The organism is uncultured Arthrobacter sp., assembly GCF_964021775.1.
Lineage (GTDB): Bacteria > Actinomycetota > Actinomycetes > Actinomycetales > Micrococcaceae > Arthrobacter.
Map to the genome: position 1 here is coordinate 51,484 of NZ_CAXHZI010000013.1, position 18,141 is coordinate 69,624.

General features: G+C 69.3%; 19 protein-coding genes. 7 read left to right on the forward strand and 12 right to left on the reverse strand.

What is annotated here, in order from left to right; translation table 11 throughout:
* Window positions 1–74: 74 nt before the first annotated feature.
* Entirely contained in the window at window positions 75–650 is a 576-nt protein-coding gene (locus tag ABIN76_RS12045; protein ID WP_346959926.1) for a cupin domain-containing protein, read from the reverse strand.
* Between the two features lie 281 nt (window positions 651–931).
* On the opposite strand from ABIN76_RS12045, the gene ABIN76_RS12050 reads away from it, so the two are divergent.
* Window positions 932–2,458, forward strand: a complete 1,527-nt coding sequence (locus ABIN76_RS12050) for a sodium:solute symporter (RefSeq protein ID WP_346959927.1) — start codon at window positions 932–934, stop codon at window positions 2,456–2,458.
* Between the two features lie 110 nt (window positions 2,459–2,568).
* Here ABIN76_RS12050 and ABIN76_RS12055 read toward each other — a convergent pair whose 3' ends face one another.
* Window positions 2,569–2,802: a hypothetical protein gene (locus ABIN76_RS12055; protein ID WP_346959928.1), complete on the reverse strand. Its 234-nt coding sequence runs from the start codon at window positions 2,800–2,802 to the stop codon at window positions 2,569–2,571.
* Window positions 2,803–3,124: 322 nt separating this feature from the next.
* Between ABIN76_RS12055 and ABIN76_RS12060 the strand changes: the two genes are divergently transcribed.
* Together ABIN76_RS12060 and ABIN76_RS12065 are read left to right on the forward strand one after the other, a co-directional pair.
* A complete protein-coding gene (locus ABIN76_RS12060; RefSeq protein WP_346959929.1) occupies window positions 3,125–4,336 on the forward strand; it encodes a VIT1/CCC1 transporter family protein in 1,212 nt (403 codons plus the stop codon).
* Entirely contained in the window at window positions 4,336–5,271 is a 936-nt protein-coding gene (locus tag ABIN76_RS12065) for a matrixin family metalloprotease (RefSeq protein ID WP_346959930.1), read from the forward strand. Before ABIN76_RS12060 ends, ABIN76_RS12065 begins: the two co-directional genes overlap by 1 nt.
* Before the next feature lie 21 nt (window positions 5,272–5,292).
* On the opposite strand, the gene ABIN76_RS12070 is transcribed toward ABIN76_RS12065, so the two are convergent.
* Window positions 5,293–6,426 carry a Rossmann fold nucleotide-binding protein gene (locus ABIN76_RS12070; protein WP_346959931.1) on the reverse strand — a complete coding sequence of 378 codons (1,134 nt, stop codon included), beginning with the start codon at window positions 6,424–6,426 and terminating at the stop codon, window positions 5,293–5,295.
* A 9-nt stretch (window positions 6,427–6,435) separates the two neighbouring features.
* Window positions 6,436–6,930 (reverse strand): polyketide cyclase / dehydrase and lipid transport, encoded by a 495-nt coding sequence (locus ABIN76_RS12075; protein ID WP_346959932.1) that lies wholly within the window; start codon window positions 6,928–6,930, stop codon window positions 6,436–6,438.
* Window positions 6,931–6,983: 53 nt separating this feature from the next.
* On the opposite strand from ABIN76_RS12075, the gene ABIN76_RS12080 reads away from it, so the two are divergent.
* Entirely contained in the window at window positions 6,984–7,802 is an 819-nt protein-coding gene (locus ABIN76_RS12080; RefSeq protein ID WP_346959933.1) for a type 1 glutamine amidotransferase, read from the forward strand.
* Here the strand turns inward: ABIN76_RS12080 and ABIN76_RS12085 are convergent.
* Window positions 7,799–9,004 (reverse strand): MFS transporter, encoded by a 1,206-nt coding sequence (locus ABIN76_RS12085; RefSeq protein ID WP_346959934.1) that lies wholly within the window; start codon window positions 9,002–9,004, stop codon window positions 7,799–7,801. The two genes, ABIN76_RS12080 and ABIN76_RS12085, sit on opposite strands and share 4 nt — an antisense overlap.
* A gap of 171 nt (window positions 9,005–9,175) precedes the next feature.
* Between ABIN76_RS12085 and ABIN76_RS12090 the strand changes: the two genes are divergently transcribed.
* The gene (locus ABIN76_RS12090) at window positions 9,176–9,625 is read left to right on the forward strand and encodes a MarR family transcriptional regulator (protein ID WP_346959935.1); all 450 of its coding nucleotides are present in this window, start codon (window positions 9,176–9,178) and stop codon (window positions 9,623–9,625) included.
* 81 nt (window positions 9,626–9,706) lie between these two features.
* Here the strand turns inward: ABIN76_RS12090 and ABIN76_RS12095 are convergent, their stop codons facing one another.
* Entirely contained in the window at window positions 9,707–10,987 is a 1,281-nt protein-coding gene (locus ABIN76_RS12095; RefSeq protein ID WP_346959936.1) for an alkaline phosphatase family protein, read from the reverse strand.
* The gene (locus tag ABIN76_RS12100) at window positions 10,984–12,627 is read right to left on the reverse strand and encodes an alkaline phosphatase D family protein (protein ID WP_346959937.1); all 1,644 of its coding nucleotides are present in this window, start codon (window positions 12,625–12,627) and stop codon (window positions 10,984–10,986) included. Before ABIN76_RS12100 ends, ABIN76_RS12095 begins: the two co-directional genes overlap by 4 nt.
* 214 nt (window positions 12,628–12,841) lie before the next feature.
* Between ABIN76_RS12100 and ABIN76_RS12105 the strand changes: the two genes are divergently transcribed.
* Window positions 12,842–13,201 (forward strand): metalloregulator ArsR/SmtB family transcription factor, encoded by a 360-nt coding sequence (locus ABIN76_RS12105; protein WP_346959938.1) that lies wholly within the window; start codon window positions 12,842–12,844, stop codon window positions 13,199–13,201.
* Complete coding sequence (locus ABIN76_RS12110; RefSeq protein WP_346959939.1) at window positions 13,198–13,680, forward strand: SRPBCC family protein; 483 nt, start codon at window positions 13,198–13,200, stop codon at window positions 13,678–13,680. Before ABIN76_RS12105 ends, ABIN76_RS12110 begins: the two co-directional genes overlap by 4 nt.
* Here ABIN76_RS12110 and ABIN76_RS12115 read toward each other — a convergent pair.
* The 5 genes from ABIN76_RS12115 to ABIN76_RS12135 all read right to left on the reverse strand — a co-directional run bounded on the left by ABIN76_RS12115 (window position 13,638) and on the right by ABIN76_RS12135 (window position 18,129).
* The gene (locus ABIN76_RS12115; protein WP_346959940.1) at window positions 13,638–14,438 is read right to left on the reverse strand and encodes a triose-phosphate isomerase family protein; all 801 of its coding nucleotides are present in this window, start codon (window positions 14,436–14,438) and stop codon (window positions 13,638–13,640) included. The genes ABIN76_RS12110 and ABIN76_RS12115 overlap by 43 nt on opposite strands.
* A gap of 37 nt (window positions 14,439–14,475) precedes the next feature.
* A complete protein-coding gene (locus ABIN76_RS12120) occupies window positions 14,476–15,822 on the reverse strand; it encodes an MFS transporter (RefSeq protein ID WP_346959941.1) in 1,347 nt (448 codons plus the stop codon).
* Between the two features lie 87 nt (window positions 15,823–15,909).
* Window positions 15,910–16,677, reverse strand: a complete 768-nt coding sequence (locus ABIN76_RS12125) for an SDR family oxidoreductase (protein WP_346959942.1) — start codon at window positions 16,675–16,677, stop codon at window positions 15,910–15,912.
* Between the two features lie 37 nt (window positions 16,678–16,714).
* Window positions 16,715–17,668, reverse strand: a complete 954-nt coding sequence (locus tag ABIN76_RS12130; RefSeq protein WP_346959943.1) for a 3-hydroxyacyl-CoA dehydrogenase family protein — start codon at window positions 17,666–17,668, stop codon at window positions 16,715–16,717.
* Window positions 17,665–18,129 (reverse strand): ribose-5-phosphate isomerase, encoded by a 465-nt coding sequence (locus ABIN76_RS12135; RefSeq protein WP_346959960.1) that lies wholly within the window; start codon window positions 18,127–18,129, stop codon window positions 17,665–17,667. Before ABIN76_RS12135 ends, ABIN76_RS12130 begins: the two co-directional genes overlap by 4 nt.
* Window positions 18,130–18,141 lie beyond the last annotated feature (12 nt).

Sequence of the window (18,141 nt, forward strand, 5' to 3'; positions counted from 1 at the left end):
GCTAGGTACGAGCCGGGGAGCCAACAACCGGGCAGGAACGCGGCCTGCCCCACGCGGCCAAGGCCAGGCAAAACCTACCGGCTGGCGGCGGGAACCAGCACCCAGAGCACCTCAACCGGCTCGTTGGTGGGGTTGATCCAGGTGTGCGGCTCCCGGCCGGGGAAGGTGACGGTGTCGCCGGTTTCCAGCTCGAATTCCTCGTTGGTGAGGATGAGCCGGATGTTGCCCCTGACCACGTGCAGCACATCCACGTCGCAGTCGACGGCGTAAAGCTCGGATTCGCCGCGGCCCCGGGGCTCGATCACGGCCTGGATGATCTGGACCCGGCGCTCGGAGCGGGCGGTCAGCAGGCGTTCGACGATCCCCTCGCCGCCGAGCGAGATCCGGGGGCCCTCCCCCTTCTTGGTGAGGTGGGTTTCCGGCGCGGCGAACAGCTCGCCGATCGAAATCGAGAGCACCTGGCACAGCGTGACCAGCGAGCTCACCGAGGGCGAGGTGAGATCCCGTTCCACCCTGCTAAGGAAGCCCTTGGTCAGGCCGGTAGCATCCGCGACCTGTTCGATGGTGAGCCGCTGCGACTGCCGGGCGGCACGGATCCTTGAACCGATGGCAACCGGAACGTTGCTCGGTTCAACGGGTAGAGCCTTCATAAGGGAACCTTTCACGGCCGGCCGCGCGGCCCCATCATTGGAGCCAATCCTAGCCGCAGACCGCCCCCAGAGCGCCCGGAAGGACACGCCGCAGTCATGCCTTGACTGTTACCGGAGTCACACCCTAGTGTTTGGCAACAAGTGTTGCCTATTAGGCAATGGGGTGGGTGGTCCAGCCGAATCCCTCCCGTCAACTCCCGTCAAGCAGCAGTGGACTCCGGCCGCAATGATGCGGGCCGGGGATCCTATGCTGCTTCCGAACAGCTCCAAGGAGCCCCCTTATGGACGCAAGTTTCGTCAATATCGCCATCGTGGTGGTGTACCTCGTCGCCATGCTGGCCTTCGGCTGGTGGGGCAAGTCCCGCACGAAGAACAACAGCGACTTCCTGGTGGCAGGCCGCCGGCTCGGGCCCTTCCTCTACACCGGCACCATGGCCGCCGTCGTGCTCGGCGGCGCCTCGACAGTCGGCGGCGTCGGCCTGGGATACAAGTTCGGCATCTCCGGCATGTGGCTCGTGGTCGCGATCGGCGCCGGCGTACTGCTGCTCAGCCTGCTCTTCGCCGGCACCATCCAAAAGCTCAAGATCTACACGGTTTCCCAGATGCTGAGCCTGCGCTACGGCAGCCGGGCCACCCAGACCTCCGGCATTGTGATGCTCGCCTACACGCTGATGCTCTGCGCCACGTCCACCGGCGCCTACGCCACCATCTTCGTGGTCCTCTTCGGCTGGGACCGGGCGCTCGCGATCGCCATCGGCGGCGCCATCGTCCTGGTCTACTCGACCATCGGCGGCATGTGGTCCATCACCTTGGCCGACCAGGTCCAGTTCGTGATCAAGACCATCGGCATCTTCCTGCTGATGCTGCCCTTCACGCTCAACGCCGCGGGCGGCCTCGACGGGATCCGCAGCCGCGTCGATGCCAGCTTCTTCCAGATTGACGGCATCGGCATCCAGACGATCATCACCTACTTCGTCGTCTACACCCTGGGCCTGCTGATCGGCCAGGACATCTGGCAGCGGGTCTTCACCGCCAAGACGCCCACGGTGGCCCGCTGGGGCGGCGCGACGGCGGGCGTCTACTGCATCCTCTACGGTGCCGCCGGGGCGCTGATCGGCCTGGGCGCCCGCGTCGCGCTACCCGACATCGACGTCAAGGCCCTCGGCAAGGACGTGGTCTACGCCGAGGTCGCCACCAACTTGCTTCCGATCGGCATCGGCGGCCTGGTGCTCGCCGCAGCCGTCGCCGCCATGATGTCCACCGCCTCCGGCGCCCTGATCGCCGCAGCCACCGTGGCCCGCGCCGACGTCCTGCCCTTTGTCGCCGGCTGGTTCGGCAAGAACATCAACACCGACGACACGGACAACCCGGAGCATGACGTCAAGGCCAACCGTATGTGGGTGCTGGGCCTGGGCGTCGTGGCGATCGTGATCGCCATCATTACCAAGGACGTCGTCGCGGCGCTCACCATCGCCTACGACATCCTCGTCGGCGGCTTGCTGGTCGCCATCCTGGGCGGCCTGCTGTGGAAGCGCGGCACCGGTGTAGCGGCGGCCGCCTCGATGGCCGTCGGGTCTGTCCTGACCCTCGGCACCATGATCGTGCTGGAAATCAACGCCGAGGTCCCGCTGGACGGCATCTACGCCAACGAACCGATCTACTACGGCCTGCTGTCCTCCGCGGTGGTCTACGTCGCCGTGTCGCTGCTAACCAGGCCGACGGATCCCACGGTGATGAAGACCTGGCAGGACCGGGTGGCCGGCGGCGCCACGGAGGCAGAGGACAAGGTGCCGGCCCTCAGCCACTGACACGCTCCATCGGCTGATTCGCCCAGAGTCCAGCACGCACGACGGCGGCGCCTCCCCCGCGGGGAAAGTGCCGCCGTCGTGCTGCCCGGCTCCAGCCGGAAGGGCGTCCGCTATTCTTCTTCCTCGGGTTCGCGGAACTCGTCCGCGTCGAGGGGCACGATCGGTTGCTCGTCCCCAAGGAAATCCTCCGCGTCGAGCGGGACGTTCCGGTCCGCTTCTTCCAGCAGCTCCTCGTCCACGGTCTCCGTGTCGCCGACCGGGGCGTCCTCGGCAAAATCGTAGGCCGGATCCGATTCAACGGAGTCCCTGGCCGGCTGGTGGGCCGGTGATCCGGTGCTGTCCATGGTGCAACCTCCGTGCGCTCGGGCTGCGGCAGTGACGTGCTAGCCGTCCCGGTTCAAACCAGCGCCCGGAAAACGGCCGGGCGGGCCTGCCGGAGAACCCGCCCTGGCCTTTATTCGAACACCGCCCGCAGTGGGGGTCAAGGGCCGTCGGGCCCGGCCGCCGGCTGTCCGCCGGCTGTCCGCCGTCGGACCGTAAGGGTACTTACTTTACGGCGTACCGAAACTTTCCACTGAGGATTGCCAGCCGAAAATCTGCGGAATTACGGGGTACGCTGGATTCGCAATGGGGCCGAACCATGCCCGATCCAGCCCAGGAGTTTCCGTGTCTCAGCACGCCCCATCTGATCCTTTCCAGTCTGACCCCAGCCCCGCCGCAGGCTCCCCCGCAGCGTCTGCCGCCGCAGGCTCCCCCGCGGCCCCCGCAGCGTCTGCCGCCGGTCCCGCGGCCAGCCCCGCCGCCACGCCGGCGGACATCAAGCGCTGGCGGCAGTACCTCGCGGACGAACGCGCTGAGGCCTCCGTCTACCGCGACCTCGCGGAAAACCGCAGCGGCGAGGAACGCGACATCCTGCTCGCCCTGGCCGAAGCGGAAGGGCGCCATGAGGCGCACTGGCTGCAGCTCCTCGGCGACCAGGCCGGGCGGCCGCGCCCCGCCTCGCTCCGCAGCCAGTTCCTGGGCTTCCTCGCCCGGCACTTCGGCTCCGTGTTTGTGCTGGCCCTGGCGCAGCGCGCCGAAAGCCGCTCGCCGTACGCCAACGACCCCAATGCCACGCCGGCCATGGTCGCCGACGAGCAGATCCACGAGGAAGTTGTCCGCGGCCTGGCCACACGCGGCCGCAACCGGCTCGCCGGGAGCTTCCGCGCCGCGGTGTTCGGCGCCAACGACGGACTGGTCAGCAACCTGTCCCTCGTTATGGGCATGGCCGCCTCCGGCGTCGGCAGCTCCGTGGTCCTGCTCAGCGGCGTGGCCGGGCTGCTGGCCGGGGCGCTGTCGATGGGCGCCGGCGAGTTCATCTCCGTGCGGTCCCAGCGAGAACTGCTGGCCGCGACCCGCCCCACCCAGATCACGCTCGCGGCAGCGCCGTCGCTGGACATTGAACACAACGAACTCCTGCTCGTCTACCTTGCCCGCGGCATGTCCCGCGAGGCCGCCGAGCACCGCGTCGCCGAGCGGATGGGGCTGTTGGACTGCGACTGCGATCCCAGCCTGTCCCTGCGGCCCGAGCTCCCGGAAACCGAGGATCAGCATGAGGCCGTCGGGACGGCGTGGAGCGCGGCGGCGTCGAGCTTCTGCTTCTTCGCCTCCGGCGCGATCGTGCCGATCATCCCGTTCCTGCTGGGCATGACCGGCATTGCCGCGCTGGTGGTATCCGCCGCGCTGGTGGGGATCGCCCTGCTGCTGACCGGCGGCGTCGTCGGCCTGCTTTCCGGCACCTCGCCCGCCAGCCGCGCCTTCCGCCAGTTGGCCATCGGCATGGGCGCCGCCGCCGTCACCTACCTGCTGGGCATGGCGTTTGGCGCGGTGGTCGCCTAGTGGACGATCCCGGGCTCCGGGACCGCTCGCCGCGGCACAGTCGGGGCCGCAGCGCCGCCCGGGTGGGCCGGAACCTGGCGGCCGTGGTCCTCATCGCGGGGGCCGCCTTCCTGACCGCCGGGCTGGTCTACGGCGACCCCCGCTTTGTCGGGTTGGTTGAATTCAACGGCGGCTCGGACGCCACAGCCGTCGGCGCGCCGGCCAGCCACCCCACGGCCAGCCCGGCGGACCGGCAAGCCGGCGTCCCCGAGGACGCGTCGCAGATGGCTGTTCCGCCGCCGGGGATCGAAGAGCAGGACAAGCCTTTGGGGCGGCCGCTGACGCCGGCGTCGGCCAGCAGCTCCTATAAGTTCCTGGCCACGAACGCCGACGGGACCCCGGTGGGCTACTCCCCCTGCCGGCCCCTGCACTACGTGGTCAATGCTCAGCTGGCTCCCGCGGGCGCCGGCGAACTGGTGGACAACGCGATCCGGACGGTCTCCGAGGCCACCGGGATCAAGTTCATTAACGACGGACCCACTACCGAGGCCCCGTCCCCGTCACGGGCGCCGTACCAAAAGGAACGGTACGGCGAGCGGTGGGCTCCCCTGCTGATCGCCTGGACCACCCCGGAGCAGGCGCCGCAGCTCAAGGGCGCCGTGATCGGCACCGGCGGCAGCACCCACTTCAGCTTCGGCGACGGCCCCAAAAACTTCGTCACCGGCAGCCTGGAACTGGACGCGCCGCAAATCGGCAACGACCTGGGCCGCGGGGACGGCTCGGCTTACGCGACGGCCGTGATCCTGCATGAACTCGGCCACGTGATGGGCCTGGAACACGTCGATGACCCGACGCAGCTGATGTACCCGGAGATCGGCGCGCCGGACGGGCTGGCAGCCGGCGACCTGAACGGCCTGCACGAGCTGGGCCGCGCCGCATGCCGAAAAGACCTCTAGGCAGCCGCTCAACGGCGGGTCTCAGCGTTCCAGCACCGCCAGGGCTTCCTCGACGCTGTCCACCAGGAAGATCCGGTTTTCCATCCGCCGGCCCGCGGCCAGGCTCTGCAGCAGGGGCCAGGCCGGGAACCTGCGCAGCCAGTGCTCCTCGCCCACCAGCACCATGGGTGTGATGGTCTCCGGGGCGCCGTAGTAGTTCTCGCAGGCATCCTGGAAGATCTCCTGCACGGTGCCGCCGGAGCCGGGCAGGAAGATGATTCCGCCGTTGCACAGCTCCAGCAGGACCGCCTCGCGGATGGCGTTGGCGAAGTATTTGGCGATGTGCGTGGCGAAGAAGTTGGGCGGCTCGTGGCCGTAAAACCAGGTGGGGATGCCCAGCGACGGCGTGCCGTCCGGATGGCGTTCGACGACGGCGGCCGCGGCCCGCGCCCATGCTGACACCGAGGGCCGGAAGCCGGGCACGGCGGCGAGGTCCGCCAGGGCCTGGCGGAAATCTGCCTCCTCTGCCGCGCTGAGGTAGGCGCCCAGGTTGGCCGCTTCCATGGTCCCCGGGCCGCCGCCGGTGGCGACTACCCGGCCGTTGCGCGCCAGCAGGCGGCCCAGTAGCGCCGCCTCGGTGAAGCCCGCCGAGCCGCGGCTCGCGGCGTGGCCGCCCATCACGCCCACCATGGTGCGGCCACGGCACAGCTCCGAGCGGGTCAGCTCCTCCAGCGCATCGCCGATCGAGTGGTCGTGCAGGGCCGCCGCCAGCGTCGCGTCCAGCCGGTGCCGCTGGCCGGGCCGGATGCTCCACTGGTACACCCGGGCATCCAGGGTGTCCTCGTAGCGGGTCTCCGCGACGCCGGCGTACAGCTCCTGCGGCGTGTAGAGCCGGCCGCGGTAGGGGTTGAACGGGACCTTTTCCAGCTTGGGAAAGATCAGGGCGCCGCGGCCGCGCAGCGACTCCTCCACCCCGTCGTCGAAGGTGCAGCCCAGGAAAATCGCGCCCTGCGCGTCGAGTGCCTCCAGCGGCTCCCGGCGCCCGCGCAGGTCCAGGGACTGGATGTGCCAGCCGTGCATGGACCGCGCGCCGTCCGCCACCAGCCGGTCGAAACTGGCCAGGCTTTCGACTTCCAGGGTGCGCGGGCTCGGGTGCAGGCTGCGGGCGGCGCTCATCCGGCGCGCCTAGCGAAGGTGGTCCGGGGCGGCGCCGGATCCTGCTGCGGCTTCCGAGGCCATGTAGGCGTCCAGCTTGGCGAGGGTCTGCTCGATGCTGGCCGGGTGGCGGCGGAGGTAGCCGGCCAAGCGGAGCAGGATCCTGGCGCGAACCTCCCGCGCATCCCATTGTTCGGTGACGAGGGTGCCAGGGGTCCCGTCGGCGTCGTTGACGGGGTTCAGCAGGTAGCGCCAGACGTGGCCGCCGAAATGCCGCCACGCGATCCGCCGGCCCTCCTCGAACTCGCAGACCGTGTTGAGGATCTTGTAATCCATCTTGATGTTCATTTCCATGCCGAACTTCGCGCCGAGGGCGAGCCGTTCGGGACCGCGCGGCTGGGCGCCCTTCACGGTGCCCGAGCCGTCGATCACGCTGTGCAGTGCGGGTGTGGCGAGCACGTCGAAGATGGCTTCCGGGGTGGCCGCGATGAAGCGGCTGCGGGACACGAGGTATCTGTTGGTCATCCGGCAATCCTAGTCCTGCGTGCTGAGGGGGAATCCGTGATGCAAAATGAGTCATGCAGAATCCAGCACGGCCCGTCGGCGGCCGCCCCCGCATCGGCATTCCGGTCCGGCTCAGCAGTTCCTCGGACCCCGATCCGCGGGTGGGCGAGGCCAACGCGCTCTTCGGCTACATCGTTGAGTTGGTGCGCGACGGCGGCGGCGAGCCGGTGTTTCTCACCGCCGCCGAGTCACCCGCGGAGCTCGACGGCGCCGTGCTCCCCGGCGGCGGCGACCTGGACCCCCGGCTCTACGGGGAGGAGGACAGCGGAACCTGCTATGACGTCAACGCGGAGCAGGACGCCCTGGACCTTGCGGTGGCCCGGCAGGCCATCGCCGCGGGCCTGCCGGTGCTGGGCATCTGCCGCGGGCACCAGCTTTTGAACGTGCTCTACGGCGGAACACTGATCCAAGACATGGATCCGGGCGTGGTGGCGCACCGGGAATCCGCGCCCGCCCACGGCGCCGGCCCCTGGGCCTGGCACGAGGTCGGGATTGCCGCCGGCTCCAAGGTGGCCGGGCTGTACGGCGCCATGGGTTCATGCGTGGGGCCGGGCGCGGGGTCCGCAGCGGGTTCCGGCACCGGACCCGGCGCCGCCGCCGCGGTGACGGTCAAGATTGCCTCCGGCCACCACCAGGCCGTGGCCCGCGTGGCCGACGGGCTCGCGGTGACCGGGGTGGCCGATGACGGGACCATGGAGGCGCTGGAAGACCCGGAGCGCTGGGTGGCCTCGGTGCAGTGGCATCCGGAGGCCCTGGAGCTTCCCGCCGAGGAGCGGCTGGCTCCGTTCCGGGCCTTCGTGGCGGTCTGCCGGGACCGCGCAGCGGCCCGCTAGAGCCGCTGCAGCTCGGCGTCGTCCGCGGCACCGGTGGCGGCCGCCTGCCCGGCGCTCTTGGTGGCGGCGGTGGCGGCAAAGGCCATCACCGCCAGGCCCAGCGCGGTGATACCCGCGCCCGCCCAGATCGGCGAGGTGTAGCCGAGGCCGGCGGTGATGGTCACGCCGCCCATCCAAGCGCCGAGCGCGTTGCCGACGTTGAACGCGCCGATGTTGGCGCCGGAGGCGAGCGTGGGCGCGCCGTCGGCGTACTTCATGACGCGCATCTGCAGGCCGGGCACCGTGGCGAAGCCGAAGCCGCCCAGCAGCACCATCGAGGCGATGGTCATCGGCTGGTTGGCAGCGGTGAGGGCGAAGACCACCAGCACCACCACGAGGGCGGCCAGCACCATCAGCAGGGTGCGGTCCACGTTCCGGTCCGCCGCTTTGCCGCCGACGGTGTTGCCGATGAAGAGGCCGACGCCGAAGATGATCAGCAGCCACGGCACGGTCGCGGCGGAGAAGCCGGTGACCTCGGTCAGCGTGAACGCGATGTAGGTGAAGGCGCCGAACATGCCGCCGTAGCCGAGGATGGTCACGAAGATGGACAGCCAGACCTGGCCGGAGCGGAAGGCGCGGAGTTCGCCACGCAGTCCGCCGGCGGCAGACTCCCCCGCGCCGGTCTTCGGCACCAGGGCCAGGATGCCGGCCAGGGCCAGCACGCCGATGCCGGTGATGGCCCAGAAGGTGGAGCGCCAGCCGGCGGCCTGGCCGAGCATGGTGCCGAACGGCACGCCCAGGACGTTCGCCGCGGTCAGCCCGGTGAACATGATGGCGATGGCGCCGGCCTTTTTGGTGGGGGCGACCATGCTTGCGGCCACCACCGCGCCGATCCCGAAGAACGCGCCGTGCGCCAGCGCGGCAATGATCCGGCCCACCATCATCAGGGCGTAGTCGGGGGCGACAGCGGAGACAAGGTTGCCGGCGATGAACAGCACCATCAGCAGGGCCAGCACCGGTTTGCGCTCGAAGCGCGTCACGGCGGCGGTCAGGAGCAGCGCCCCGACGACGACGGCGAGCGCGTAGCCGGAGATCAGCCAGCCGGCGGTGGCCTCGCTGACGCGGAAGTCTGCGGCCACCTGCGGCAGCAGGCCCATAATGACGAACTCGGTGAGTCCGATTCCGAACCCGCCGAGGGCGAGTGCGATCAGGCCGATAGGCATGGATGAGCTCCTTCAAAACTGTACGGGGGGATTCCTGAAGCGTAAGCTATTAGTTGCAAACGCGTTATTTATTGTTGCACACGCAACTATAGCGCGCAAGCAACTATTTTGGGGGCTGCCCGCGTTCCGCTGTCCGGAGCGCGGTAGCCCGAGCTGGAAGGAGCACAAGGTATGGGCATCAAGGACGACGCCGTCGAGGTCCGGGCGCAAGGCTGGCGGACGCTGGCGGCCCTGCACGGGTTGATCGAAACCGAGCTGGAACGCTCTCTGCAGGCCGAGGCGCAGCTATCTGTGGTGGAGTACACCGTGCTGGATGCGCTGAGCCGGCAGGACGGCTGGCACATGCGGATGCAGCAGCTTGCCCGGGCCACCGCCCTGAGCCCCAGCGCCACCACCCGGCTGGTCAACCGGCTCGAGGAGCGCGGCCTGCTGACCCGGATCCTGTGCGCGGACGACCGCCGCGGCATCTACACCGAGCTCACGCCCAGCGGCATCGGGCTGCTGGAACAGGCGCGGCCGGTCCACGACCACACCCTGGAACGCGCGCTGGCCCAGGCGCAGGAGATCCCCGAGCTCGCTCCCCTGGTGGACGCACTCCCCCGGCTGCACGCGGGCGTCTAGGCGCAGCCGTTCCCCGAACGCAGCAGAGGCGCCGGGGCAGCGTAACGGCTGTCCTCCGGCGCCTCTGTGGGTTGCCGCGGCCTAGGCGGTGAAGGCGATGCTCCGGGCCGTGCCGTCGTATCCCCCGGCCGGTGCCTTAAGCCCGTAGAGCTCGCCGATGGTGGGGGCCACGTCCGCCGTCCGGGCAGGCTCCGAGGAGACGGATTGCTTGACCACGGCCGGGCTGCCGCCGGAGATGAAGAAGGGGATTGGCTCCGTAGCCGGGTGGCCGTGGTTGCCGGGGATGGGGTTGGAGGCCACGTAGGGATCGGAAAAGCGCCAGCCCGCGCGGCAGTACGCCACCAGGTCGCCAGCCTCGGCCCCGAGGCGCAGGTCCGCGGGTTTGTTGACCGACAGGACGCCTTCGTGCGCCGCGACCAGCTGCTCGACGGCGGCCAGCCCGGCGGCGCGGTCGGCGTCGGCGCCGGTCCAGTAAAGCAGGTCCGCCCCGCCGTTCTGGGCGATCCTGACGTTGGACTGCAGCTCCGGCCTGGACTGCAGGATCAGGTCGATGGAGATGACGTTGCTCGGCACGGACCAATCCATCGAGTGGTCGGCCAGCACCATCACCACGCTCGAGTCCCACTTTCCGGTGCTCTTGAGGTAGTCGATAAAGCGGCCCACCTGCACGTCGGTGTCCGCGAGGGCAGCTTCACGGGCCGCACGCAGCGTGGTTCCGGTGAGGTCGGAGTGCCCTACGCGGTCGATGTCGCCCAGGTTGGTGAAGACGAAGTCCGGGTCCGGTCCGCCCACCATCGCGAGCAGCGCGTCCATGGTGGCGGCGTCGGGCGCGTGCCCGGTGACCGGCAGCAGCGGCTGGGGTTCCCAGCGGTAGCTGGCGCGGGTGCCGAAGATGCCGTAAAGGTACTTCTTGCTCAGCACCGAGCCGGTGGTGAGCCCGCGTTCCTGCAGCCGCTCCAGGAGGGTGGGAAAGCGCAGGTCGGTGGGACGGTCCAGGTCACGGACCACGCCCTCGGTGCGGTCGAAAACCGCATTCGCCGGAACGCCGGAGCGGTCCGGCCGGACCCCGGTCATCATCATGACGTGGTTGGGGATGGTTTCCATGACCGGCAGGGAGCGCGCGGCCGGGAAGTTGGTGCCGGCGGCGCGCAGGGCGGCCAGCCGCGGCGTCAGGGCGGGCGTGATCTCGTCCGGACGGCAGCCGTCCACCACGAGAACGTAGCTCCGGGTGCGGGCCGTGGCCTGGGCGGCCCAGGCGGCGCCCGGGGCCGCGGACAGCAGGACGGCGGCGCCTCCCGCGGCGGCAAGTTGCAGGAACTGCCGGCGGCCCGGCGTCGGCTGGGTAGTGGATGAATGGCTCATGCGAGGCCTCCCTGTGCGGGCGTGACCTTGCCCGTGTTGGTTTGAACGTTGAAGGATGTGGTCAATGTCGATCCGGACCCGGCGGCGGTGCGCTCGGCGAGGACGTACCAGTCCATGCGGACGCCGGCGGGCGTCACGTCGAGCACGGAGTAGCCGTGCGAGTCGAAGTCCAGGTACTTCACGTGCGGGTTGGCCGCCTTGATGGCGTTCTCGACGCCGACGGAACCGGTCCGGGGCGGAACGTTGAGGATGTCATCGAGGTTGTCGCTCGTGACCGAGGTGCAGACCAGCTCCGCAGCCACGGAGTCACCGGTGGCCGGGTAGCTGGCCGGGTCCGCGGGAATGTCGCAGGCCCAGCCCGAGTGGATGTCACCGGTGAGGAAGACGGTGTCCTTAACGGCGTTGTCCCGCAGGTGCCGGACCACGCGGTTGCGGTCGGCCTCGTAGCCGTCCCACTGGTCGACGTTGTACGGCACGCCGCCGATGCTCGTGCCGCCCATGAGTTTTTGCACCCCGCCCAGCTCTGCGGTGCTCAGGGTCGAGGGAACCCGCACCGGGGCGATCATCACGGGGTTGCCCACGAGCTTCCACTGCGGACCGGTGGACTTGAGGTTGCCCAGCAGCCAGTCCATCTGGGCTGCGCCCGTGATAGTCCGGGCCGGGCTGCTGATCGAGGGATCCACGCCGGTGGCCGCCTGCTGGTCGCGGTAGCTGCGCAGGTCCAGCATGGACAGGCTCGCCAGGGAACCGAAGTCCAGGCGGCGGTAGAGCTGGCCGCCCGGCTCGTAGCGCACCGGCATCCACTCGGCGTAGGCCTGGTGCGCGGCGGCGAAGCGCTCGCTCCAGGCGCCTTCGACGCCGGGGGTGTGGTTCTCGGCGCCGCCCTGCCAGGCGTCGTTGGCCGATTCGTGGTCGTCCCAGGTCACGATGAAGGGCGCGGCCGCGTGCAGGGCCTGGAGGTCGGGATCGGTCTTGTACTGGGCGTGGCGGCGGCGGTAGTGCTCCAGCTGCGTCATCTCGACGGCCGGGTCGTGCGGACGGACCACGACGTCGCGGGCCTGGTAGTCGCCGGGCGCGTATTCGTAGAGGTAATCGCCCAGGTGCAGGACGGCGTCGAGGTCGCCCCGCGCGGCCAGGTGGCGGTACGAGGAGAAGTAGCCCGCCTGCCAGTTGGCGCAGGACACCACCCCGAACTTCAGGCGGTCCACCGGTGCGCCCGCGGCCGGCGCCGTGCGGGTGCGTCCCGCCGGGGACACCGCCGAGCCCAGCGTGAAGCGGTACCAGTAGCTGGTGCCGGGAGCGAGCCGGTCGGCTACGACCTTGACCGTGTGGTCCCGGGCCGCGCCGGTGGCGGCAGTACCCCGGGCCACGATCTTCTTGAAGCCGGCGTCAGCCGAGACCTCCCAGCCCACGGACACGTCCGGGCCGGTGCCGCTGCCGGGCACCGCCTCGGGGCTGGGGGTGACGCGGGTCCACAGCAGTACGCTGCCCGGCAGGGGATCCCCCGAGGCAATCCCGTGGCCGAACGGACCGCTTGGGGTGGCTGAAAATGCCCCCGCGGAGGTGCTGGTGGCGAGGGCTCCGGCCACCGCGGCAACCCCTGCAGAGCGCAGAACTTGACGACGAGTAAAGGTAGTCATGCTCTCCAGTATCTGCACCTGGGCCGGGTCAAATGCCGGTTTTTCAGCCCCATTGGCCGGACGTTCGCCCAGAGTTCACCGTGGCGCAGTCCGGCGGCGGCCGCCGGCCGCGCTAGGCCCCTTGCCGCCGGGGCGGCCCGGGCGTAGCGTTAAACAACCCAAACATTGATCAACCGTTTCGTTGATTAGGGGATGGCTGAACAGATTGCTGACCATGGCCGACGACGACGAACACCTCGACTCCGCCTTCCTGGCGCTGGCCGATCCTGTCCGCCGCCGCATCATCGCCCGGCTCAGCCGCGGCCCGGCCACGGTCAATGAATTGGCGGAACCCTTCGCGATCACCAAGCAGGCGGTCTCGAAGCACATCCAGGTCCTCGAGCAGGCCCGGCTCGTCACGCGCACGCGGGACGCCCAGCGCCGGCCCGTCCACCTGAACCCCGCACGGCTGGAGGCGCTCACCGCCTGGATCGACCAGTACCGGCTGGTCCACGAGGAGCAGTTCCGTAGCCTCGACGCCGTGCTCCAATCCCAGGCCGCCGCGCGCGGCACCCAGGCAAAGGACTCATCATGAGCAACGCCCTGAAACTCACGGTTCCGGAAGGACTGCCCTTCATCGACTTCGAGCGGGAGTTCGACTTTCCCGTGGCCGACGTCTTCCGGGCCCACAAGGAACCGGATCTCCTCGCCCAGTGGCTCGGCCCGCGGCGGGTCACCATGGACGTGGACCACTACGACTTCCGCACCGGCGGCAGTTACCGCTACACGCACACGGGACCCGACGGAGTCGCGCACCGGTTCAGCGGTGTTTTCCACACCGTCCGGGACAACGACTTCGCGATCCAGACCTTCGAATACGGCGGCTACCCGGACGTGGTGAGTATCGAGTTCCTCACCTTCGAGGACCTGGGCGGCGGACGCACCCGGCTGGCCGGCCATGCCGTGTATCCCAGCATGGAGGCCCGTGACGGCATGGCGCAGTCCGGGATGGAGGGCGGCCTGACTGAAGGCTATGAGCGGCTCGAGGAACTGCTGGCCGGTGCGAGGGCCTGAAGGGCCTCGTCCAGGACGCGGCCGAGGTTGGCGGCGTCGTGGGCAAAGCGTCCCAGGAACAGTCCGTCCGCCGCTGCCAGTTCCGGCAGCAGCCCGGGCCCGGCGCTGCCGCCGTAAATGATGGGACAGGCCGCGCCGAGCCCTTGGCGGATCAGTTCAACCACTGCGTTCACGTACGCCGGCGCGGCGGGCTTGTCCGCCCCGATCGCCCAGACCGGTTCATAGGCCAGGACCAGCCGCGGCGCCAGGGACTCGTCGTCGCCGGTGGCGGACCGGACCTGCGCCAGGCAGAAACCGGCGGCGTCCTCCGGGCTGAGCTTGTCCGGTTCGCCGATGCATAGCAGCGGCGCCAGCCCGGCGTCGACGGCGGCCCGCACCTTGCGGGCCACCACGGCGTCGTCCTCGCCGAACAGGGCGCGGCGCTCCGCGTGGCCGATTTCCACCAGCGAGACGCCGAGTTCGGCCAGCATGGCCGGGCTGACTTCCCCGGTCAGCGCCCCGTCCGCCCAGGCGCAGTTCTGGGCGCCGAGGAGCACGGGCGATCCGGCCAGGACCGCCTTCGCCTGCGCCAGGACCGGGAAGGACGGGATGACGAACACCCGGATGTCCTGGCTCGCGGCCAGGGCGGGCCGGGCGTCGACCACGGCGCGCACCTCCGACAGCCAGCGCAGGCTCGCCTGGTACCCCAGGTACATCTTGGTGCTGACACCGATGTACAGGGGGCCGGCGGGGGCGCTGGTGCCGGAGGTGCGGCTCATGGATCTCCTTCAGGGTGGGGTTGAAGCGGGGACGGGCTTAGTCCAGCAGCTCGTCGGCCTTGTTGCGGAACCGCTTGGTGGCAAACATCATCGCCGCCGCCACGAAGGGCAGCACACCGAGGGCGTAGACACCCATGGACCCGGTGGGCGAATGGGTGGCCTCGTTGACGGCCGTCCGCAGGATCGGGGCGACGAAGCCGCCGAGGTTGCCGAGTGAGTTGATCAGGCCGATGCCCGCCGCGGCGGCGGACCCGGCGAGGAACGCCGTCGGGTAGGACCAGACCACGGGTCCGACGGCGAGGAAGCTGCAGACCGCCAGGGTAATGAAGATCATGCCGAGCACCGGCTGGTGGTTGGTCCCTGCCCAGGCCGAGCCGAAGATGCACAGGCCGGTGGAGATGAACAGGATGGTGCCGAACTTCCGCCGCTTGGCCACCGTGTTGGCCGCCTTGCCGATGAAGTAGCAGGAGAAGATGCCGAAGAACCACGGCACGGCGATCAGCAGGCCGACGGCCAGGCCCACCTTCTGCCCGGTCAGCGAGGAGACCTGCTGCGGCAGGAAAAACGTCACGCCGTAGACCGCGATCTGCAGGCAGAAGTAGATGGCGGTGAAGTACCAGACCCGGCCGTTGCGCATCGCGGCGAGGATGCCGCGGGGGCCGGTCTCGTCCTTGATGTTGTCCTCGAGCGCCATGACTTCCTTGAGCGCGAATTTCTCCTCGCCGCTGAGGAACTTGGCTTTTTCCGGACCGTTGATCAGGAAGAAGAAGGCCGCGATGCCGGCCACCACGGCGAGCAGGCCCTCGACGAAGAACATCACCTGCCAGCCGCGCAGGCCGGGGACCTGGTCGCCGATGTTGATCAGCCAGCCGGAGAGCGGGTTGCCGATCATCTGGGAGAACGGCTGCGCCAGGTAGAAGATGGCGAACATCTGCACGCGCACCTTGTTGGGGAACCATTCGGCGAGGTACATGATCACGCCCGGGAAGAGCCCGGCCTCGGTGACGCCGAGCAGGAAGCGCAGGATCACAAACGAGGTCTCGCCCTGCACGAAGGCGAAGCAGGCCGAGACAATGCCCCAGGTGATCGCGATCCGGGCCAGCCAGATCTTGGCGCCGACCTTTTTGAGCAGCAGGTTGCTGGGAATCTCAAAGATCGCGTAGCCGATGAAGAAGATGCCGGCACCCAGGGCGAAGGCCGCGGCGGACACGCCCTTGTCCGCGCCCAGGGCGGCCTCGGCGAAGCCGACATTGGTCCGGTCCAGGAACGAAACGACGTACAGAATGACCAGCATCGGCATCAGCCGGCGGGCCGCCTTGGAGATCGCGGACTTCAGGACCGGACGGGCCAGAAGCTCCTTGGATGTAGCGGTGGTTACGGACACAGCACTCTCCTTCGAGTGATGAGGTGGGGTGGTTCCCCCGCGGGCCGGCGGCCCGCGGTTTCTGCTGGCTCCTGCGTTCCGGAGCCGTCAGTGCATGTACAGGCCGCCGTCGACGTTGAGCGTCTGGCCGGAGATGTAGCCTGCGTCCTCGCCGATCAGGAAGTGGATCGCGGCCGCGATGTCGCGGGTGCTGCCCACGCGGTTGACCACCAGGTCCTTGACGAGTTCATCCTTGCGTTCCTCGCTGAGGGTGCCGCCCATGATGTCGGTGTCGATCGGGCCCGGTGAGATGGCGTTGACGGTGATGTCGTACCCGCCCAGTTCGCGGGCCGTGGCGCGGGTCAGGCCGATGACGCCGGCCTTCGCCACGGAGTACGGGGTCTTGCTGAAGGTGCCGCCGCCGCGCTGGGCGGAGACCGAGGAGATGTTGACGATCCTGCCCAGCCGGTGCTTGACCATCGATTCGGCGGCCCGGCGGGTGGCGTAGTGCACCCCGTTCATGTTGATGTTCAGCACCCGGTCCCACTCGGCGGCGTCGAGTTCGAGGTACGGCACCGGGGAACTCACCCCGGCGATGTTCGCCAGGGCGACGAGCTGCGGCAGCTCTGCCTCGATCTCATCGATCGCGGCGCGGACCGAGGCTTCGTCGCCGATGTTGGCGCCGGCGCCGTGGGCCTTGACGCCGTGCTTTTCGGCCAGTTCCTTGGCCAGGGCCTTGCTGGCGGCGTCGTCGAGGTCGATCACGCCGATGTTCCAGCCGCGCTCGGCGAGGTACTCCGCGGTGGCCCGGCCGATGCCGCGCTCGGAGACGGCGCCGGTCACGATCACCGTGCGGTCTGTTGGGAATGAGGTCATGGGAGTCTCCTAGGGAAAAGGTGGCGTGCAGCGGTGGTCAGCCCAGGGGTGCGGGGCCGAGTTCCTCGATGAGCTTCTGCATCGCGACGTAGGCCTTGTTCCGGTACGCCACCAGGGCGGCGGTCCGGTCGGCGGGGACGTTGAGGAACCCGGAGCCGGTCTTGGTGCCGAGCTGGCCGGCGTCGACCTTTTCCTGCAGGATCTGCGGCGTGGCGAACCGCTCCGGGAAGCCGGTCTGCAGCGACTTGTAGCAGAACGCGTACACGTCCAGCCCGGCCATGTCCGCGATCGCGAAGGGCCCGAAGAACGGCAGCCGGAAACCAAACGTGGTGCGCACCATGGTGTCCACGTCCTCGGCCGTGGCGATGCCTTCCTCGACGACCTGCGCGGCCTCATGGAACAGGGCGTACTGCAGCCGGTTGAGCACGAAGCCGGTGACGTCCTTGACGGTCGCGGTTTCCTTGCCGGTCTCCCCCACAATGGTGCGTGCGGCCTCGATGGTGGCCTCGGAGGTGCCCTCGTGCGGGATGACTTCGACGCCCGGGATGAACGGTGCCGGGTTGGAGAAGTGGACGCCCAGGAAGCGCTCCGGGTTCACTACCACTTCGGCGAGCTTCGCGATGGAGATGGTGGAGGTGTTGGAGCCGATGATGGCGTCCGGGCGGGCGGCGGCGCTGATCCGGCCCAGGGTGCCGTGCTTGATCTCGAGGACCTCCGGCACGGCTTCTTCGATGTATTCGGCGTCGGCGACGGCTTCCTCGATGTCCTTCGCGGCCCAGAGGTTTTCCTTGAGCGTTTCGGTAGCGCCGGCCGGGAACAGCCCGGCGGCGACGAAGTCGTCGGATTCCTTGAGCAGCCGTTCGTAGTTGCTTTGGGCGATCTCGGCGGAGACGTCGGCGAGGGCGACGCGGGCGCCCGCGAGGGCCAGGACCTGCGCGATTCCGCCGCCCATGTAGCCGGATCCGACGACGGCGATGTTACGTGTGGTCATTTGCTTGCCTGTCCTTCCGAAGCTCCTTCATAGGAGTGGATTGCGTCCACCTTGGCCGCGGATGCGGAGGTGTCATCGAAGCGGTGGCCCAGCCATTCGCCAACCAGCTTCTTGGCCAGTTCCAGGCCGATCACACGCTGGCCCATGGTCAGCACCTGGGCGTTGTTGGAAAGCACGGAGCGCTCCACAGAGTAGCTGTCGTGCGCGGTGACGGCGCGGATGCCGGGGACCTTGTTGGCCGAGATGGCCACGCCCAGTCCGGTGCCGCAGATCAGCAGGGCACGGTCGGCTTCGCCGGCGGCGACCTTGCGGGCCGCGGCGACGGCCAGGTGCGGGTAGGCGGTGGCGTCGTCGGGGCCGACGCCGACGTCCTCCACCGAGGCGACGCGGGGGTCCGCTTCAAGCAGCTCGCGCAGGGCGTTTTTGTATTCGACGCCGGCTTCGTCGTTGCCGACGACGATCCGCCAGCCGGG

What these genes read in the sequence shown, in the direction of transcription:
- ABIN76_RS12045 (WP_346959926.1), bottom strand. Translation starts at nt 650, where the DNA reads ATGAAGGCTCTACCCGTTGAACCGAGCAACGTTCCGGTTGCCATCGGT.
- ABIN76_RS12050 (WP_346959927.1), top strand. Translation starts at nt 932, where the DNA reads ATGGACGCAAGTTTCGTCAATATCGCCATCGTGGTGGTGTACCTCGTC.
- ABIN76_RS12055 (WP_346959928.1), bottom strand. Translation starts at nt 2,802, where the DNA reads ATGGACAGCACCGGATCACCGGCCCACCAGCCGGCCAGGGACTCCGTT.
- ABIN76_RS12070 (WP_346959931.1), bottom strand. Translation starts at nt 6,426, where the DNA reads ATGAGCGCCGCCCGCAGCCTGCACCCGAGCCCGCGCACCCTGGAAGTC.
- ABIN76_RS12075 (WP_346959932.1), bottom strand. Translation starts at nt 6,930, where the DNA reads ATGACCAACAGATACCTCGTGTCCCGCAGCCGCTTCATCGCGGCCACC.
- ABIN76_RS12080 (WP_346959933.1), top strand. Translation starts at nt 6,984, where the DNA reads ATGCAGAATCCAGCACGGCCCGTCGGCGGCCGCCCCCGCATCGGCATT.
- ABIN76_RS12085 (WP_346959934.1), bottom strand. Translation starts at nt 9,004, where the DNA reads ATGCCTATCGGCCTGATCGCACTCGCCCTCGGCGGGTTCGGAATCGGA.
- ABIN76_RS12090 (WP_346959935.1), top strand. Translation starts at nt 9,176, where the DNA reads ATGGGCATCAAGGACGACGCCGTCGAGGTCCGGGCGCAAGGCTGGCGG.
- ABIN76_RS12095 (WP_346959936.1), bottom strand. Translation starts at nt 10,987, where the DNA reads ATGAGCCATTCATCCACTACCCAGCCGACGCCGGGCCGCCGGCAGTTC.
- ABIN76_RS12100 (WP_346959937.1), bottom strand. Translation starts at nt 12,627, where the DNA reads ATGACTACCTTTACTCGTCGTCAAGTTCTGCGCTCTGCAGGGGTTGCC.
- ABIN76_RS12105 (WP_346959938.1), top strand. Translation starts at nt 12,842, where the DNA reads ATGGCCGACGACGACGAACACCTCGACTCCGCCTTCCTGGCGCTGGCC.
- ABIN76_RS12110 (WP_346959939.1), top strand. Translation starts at nt 13,198, where the DNA reads ATGAGCAACGCCCTGAAACTCACGGTTCCGGAAGGACTGCCCTTCATC.
- ABIN76_RS12115 (WP_346959940.1), bottom strand. Translation starts at nt 14,438, where the DNA reads ATGAGCCGCACCTCCGGCACCAGCGCCCCCGCCGGCCCCCTGTACATC.
- ABIN76_RS12125 (WP_346959942.1), bottom strand. Translation starts at nt 16,677, where the DNA reads ATGACCTCATTCCCAACAGACCGCACGGTGATCGTGACCGGCGCCGTC.
- ABIN76_RS12130 (WP_346959943.1), bottom strand. Translation starts at nt 17,668, where the DNA reads ATGACCACACGTAACATCGCCGTCGTCGGATCCGGCTACATGGGCGGC.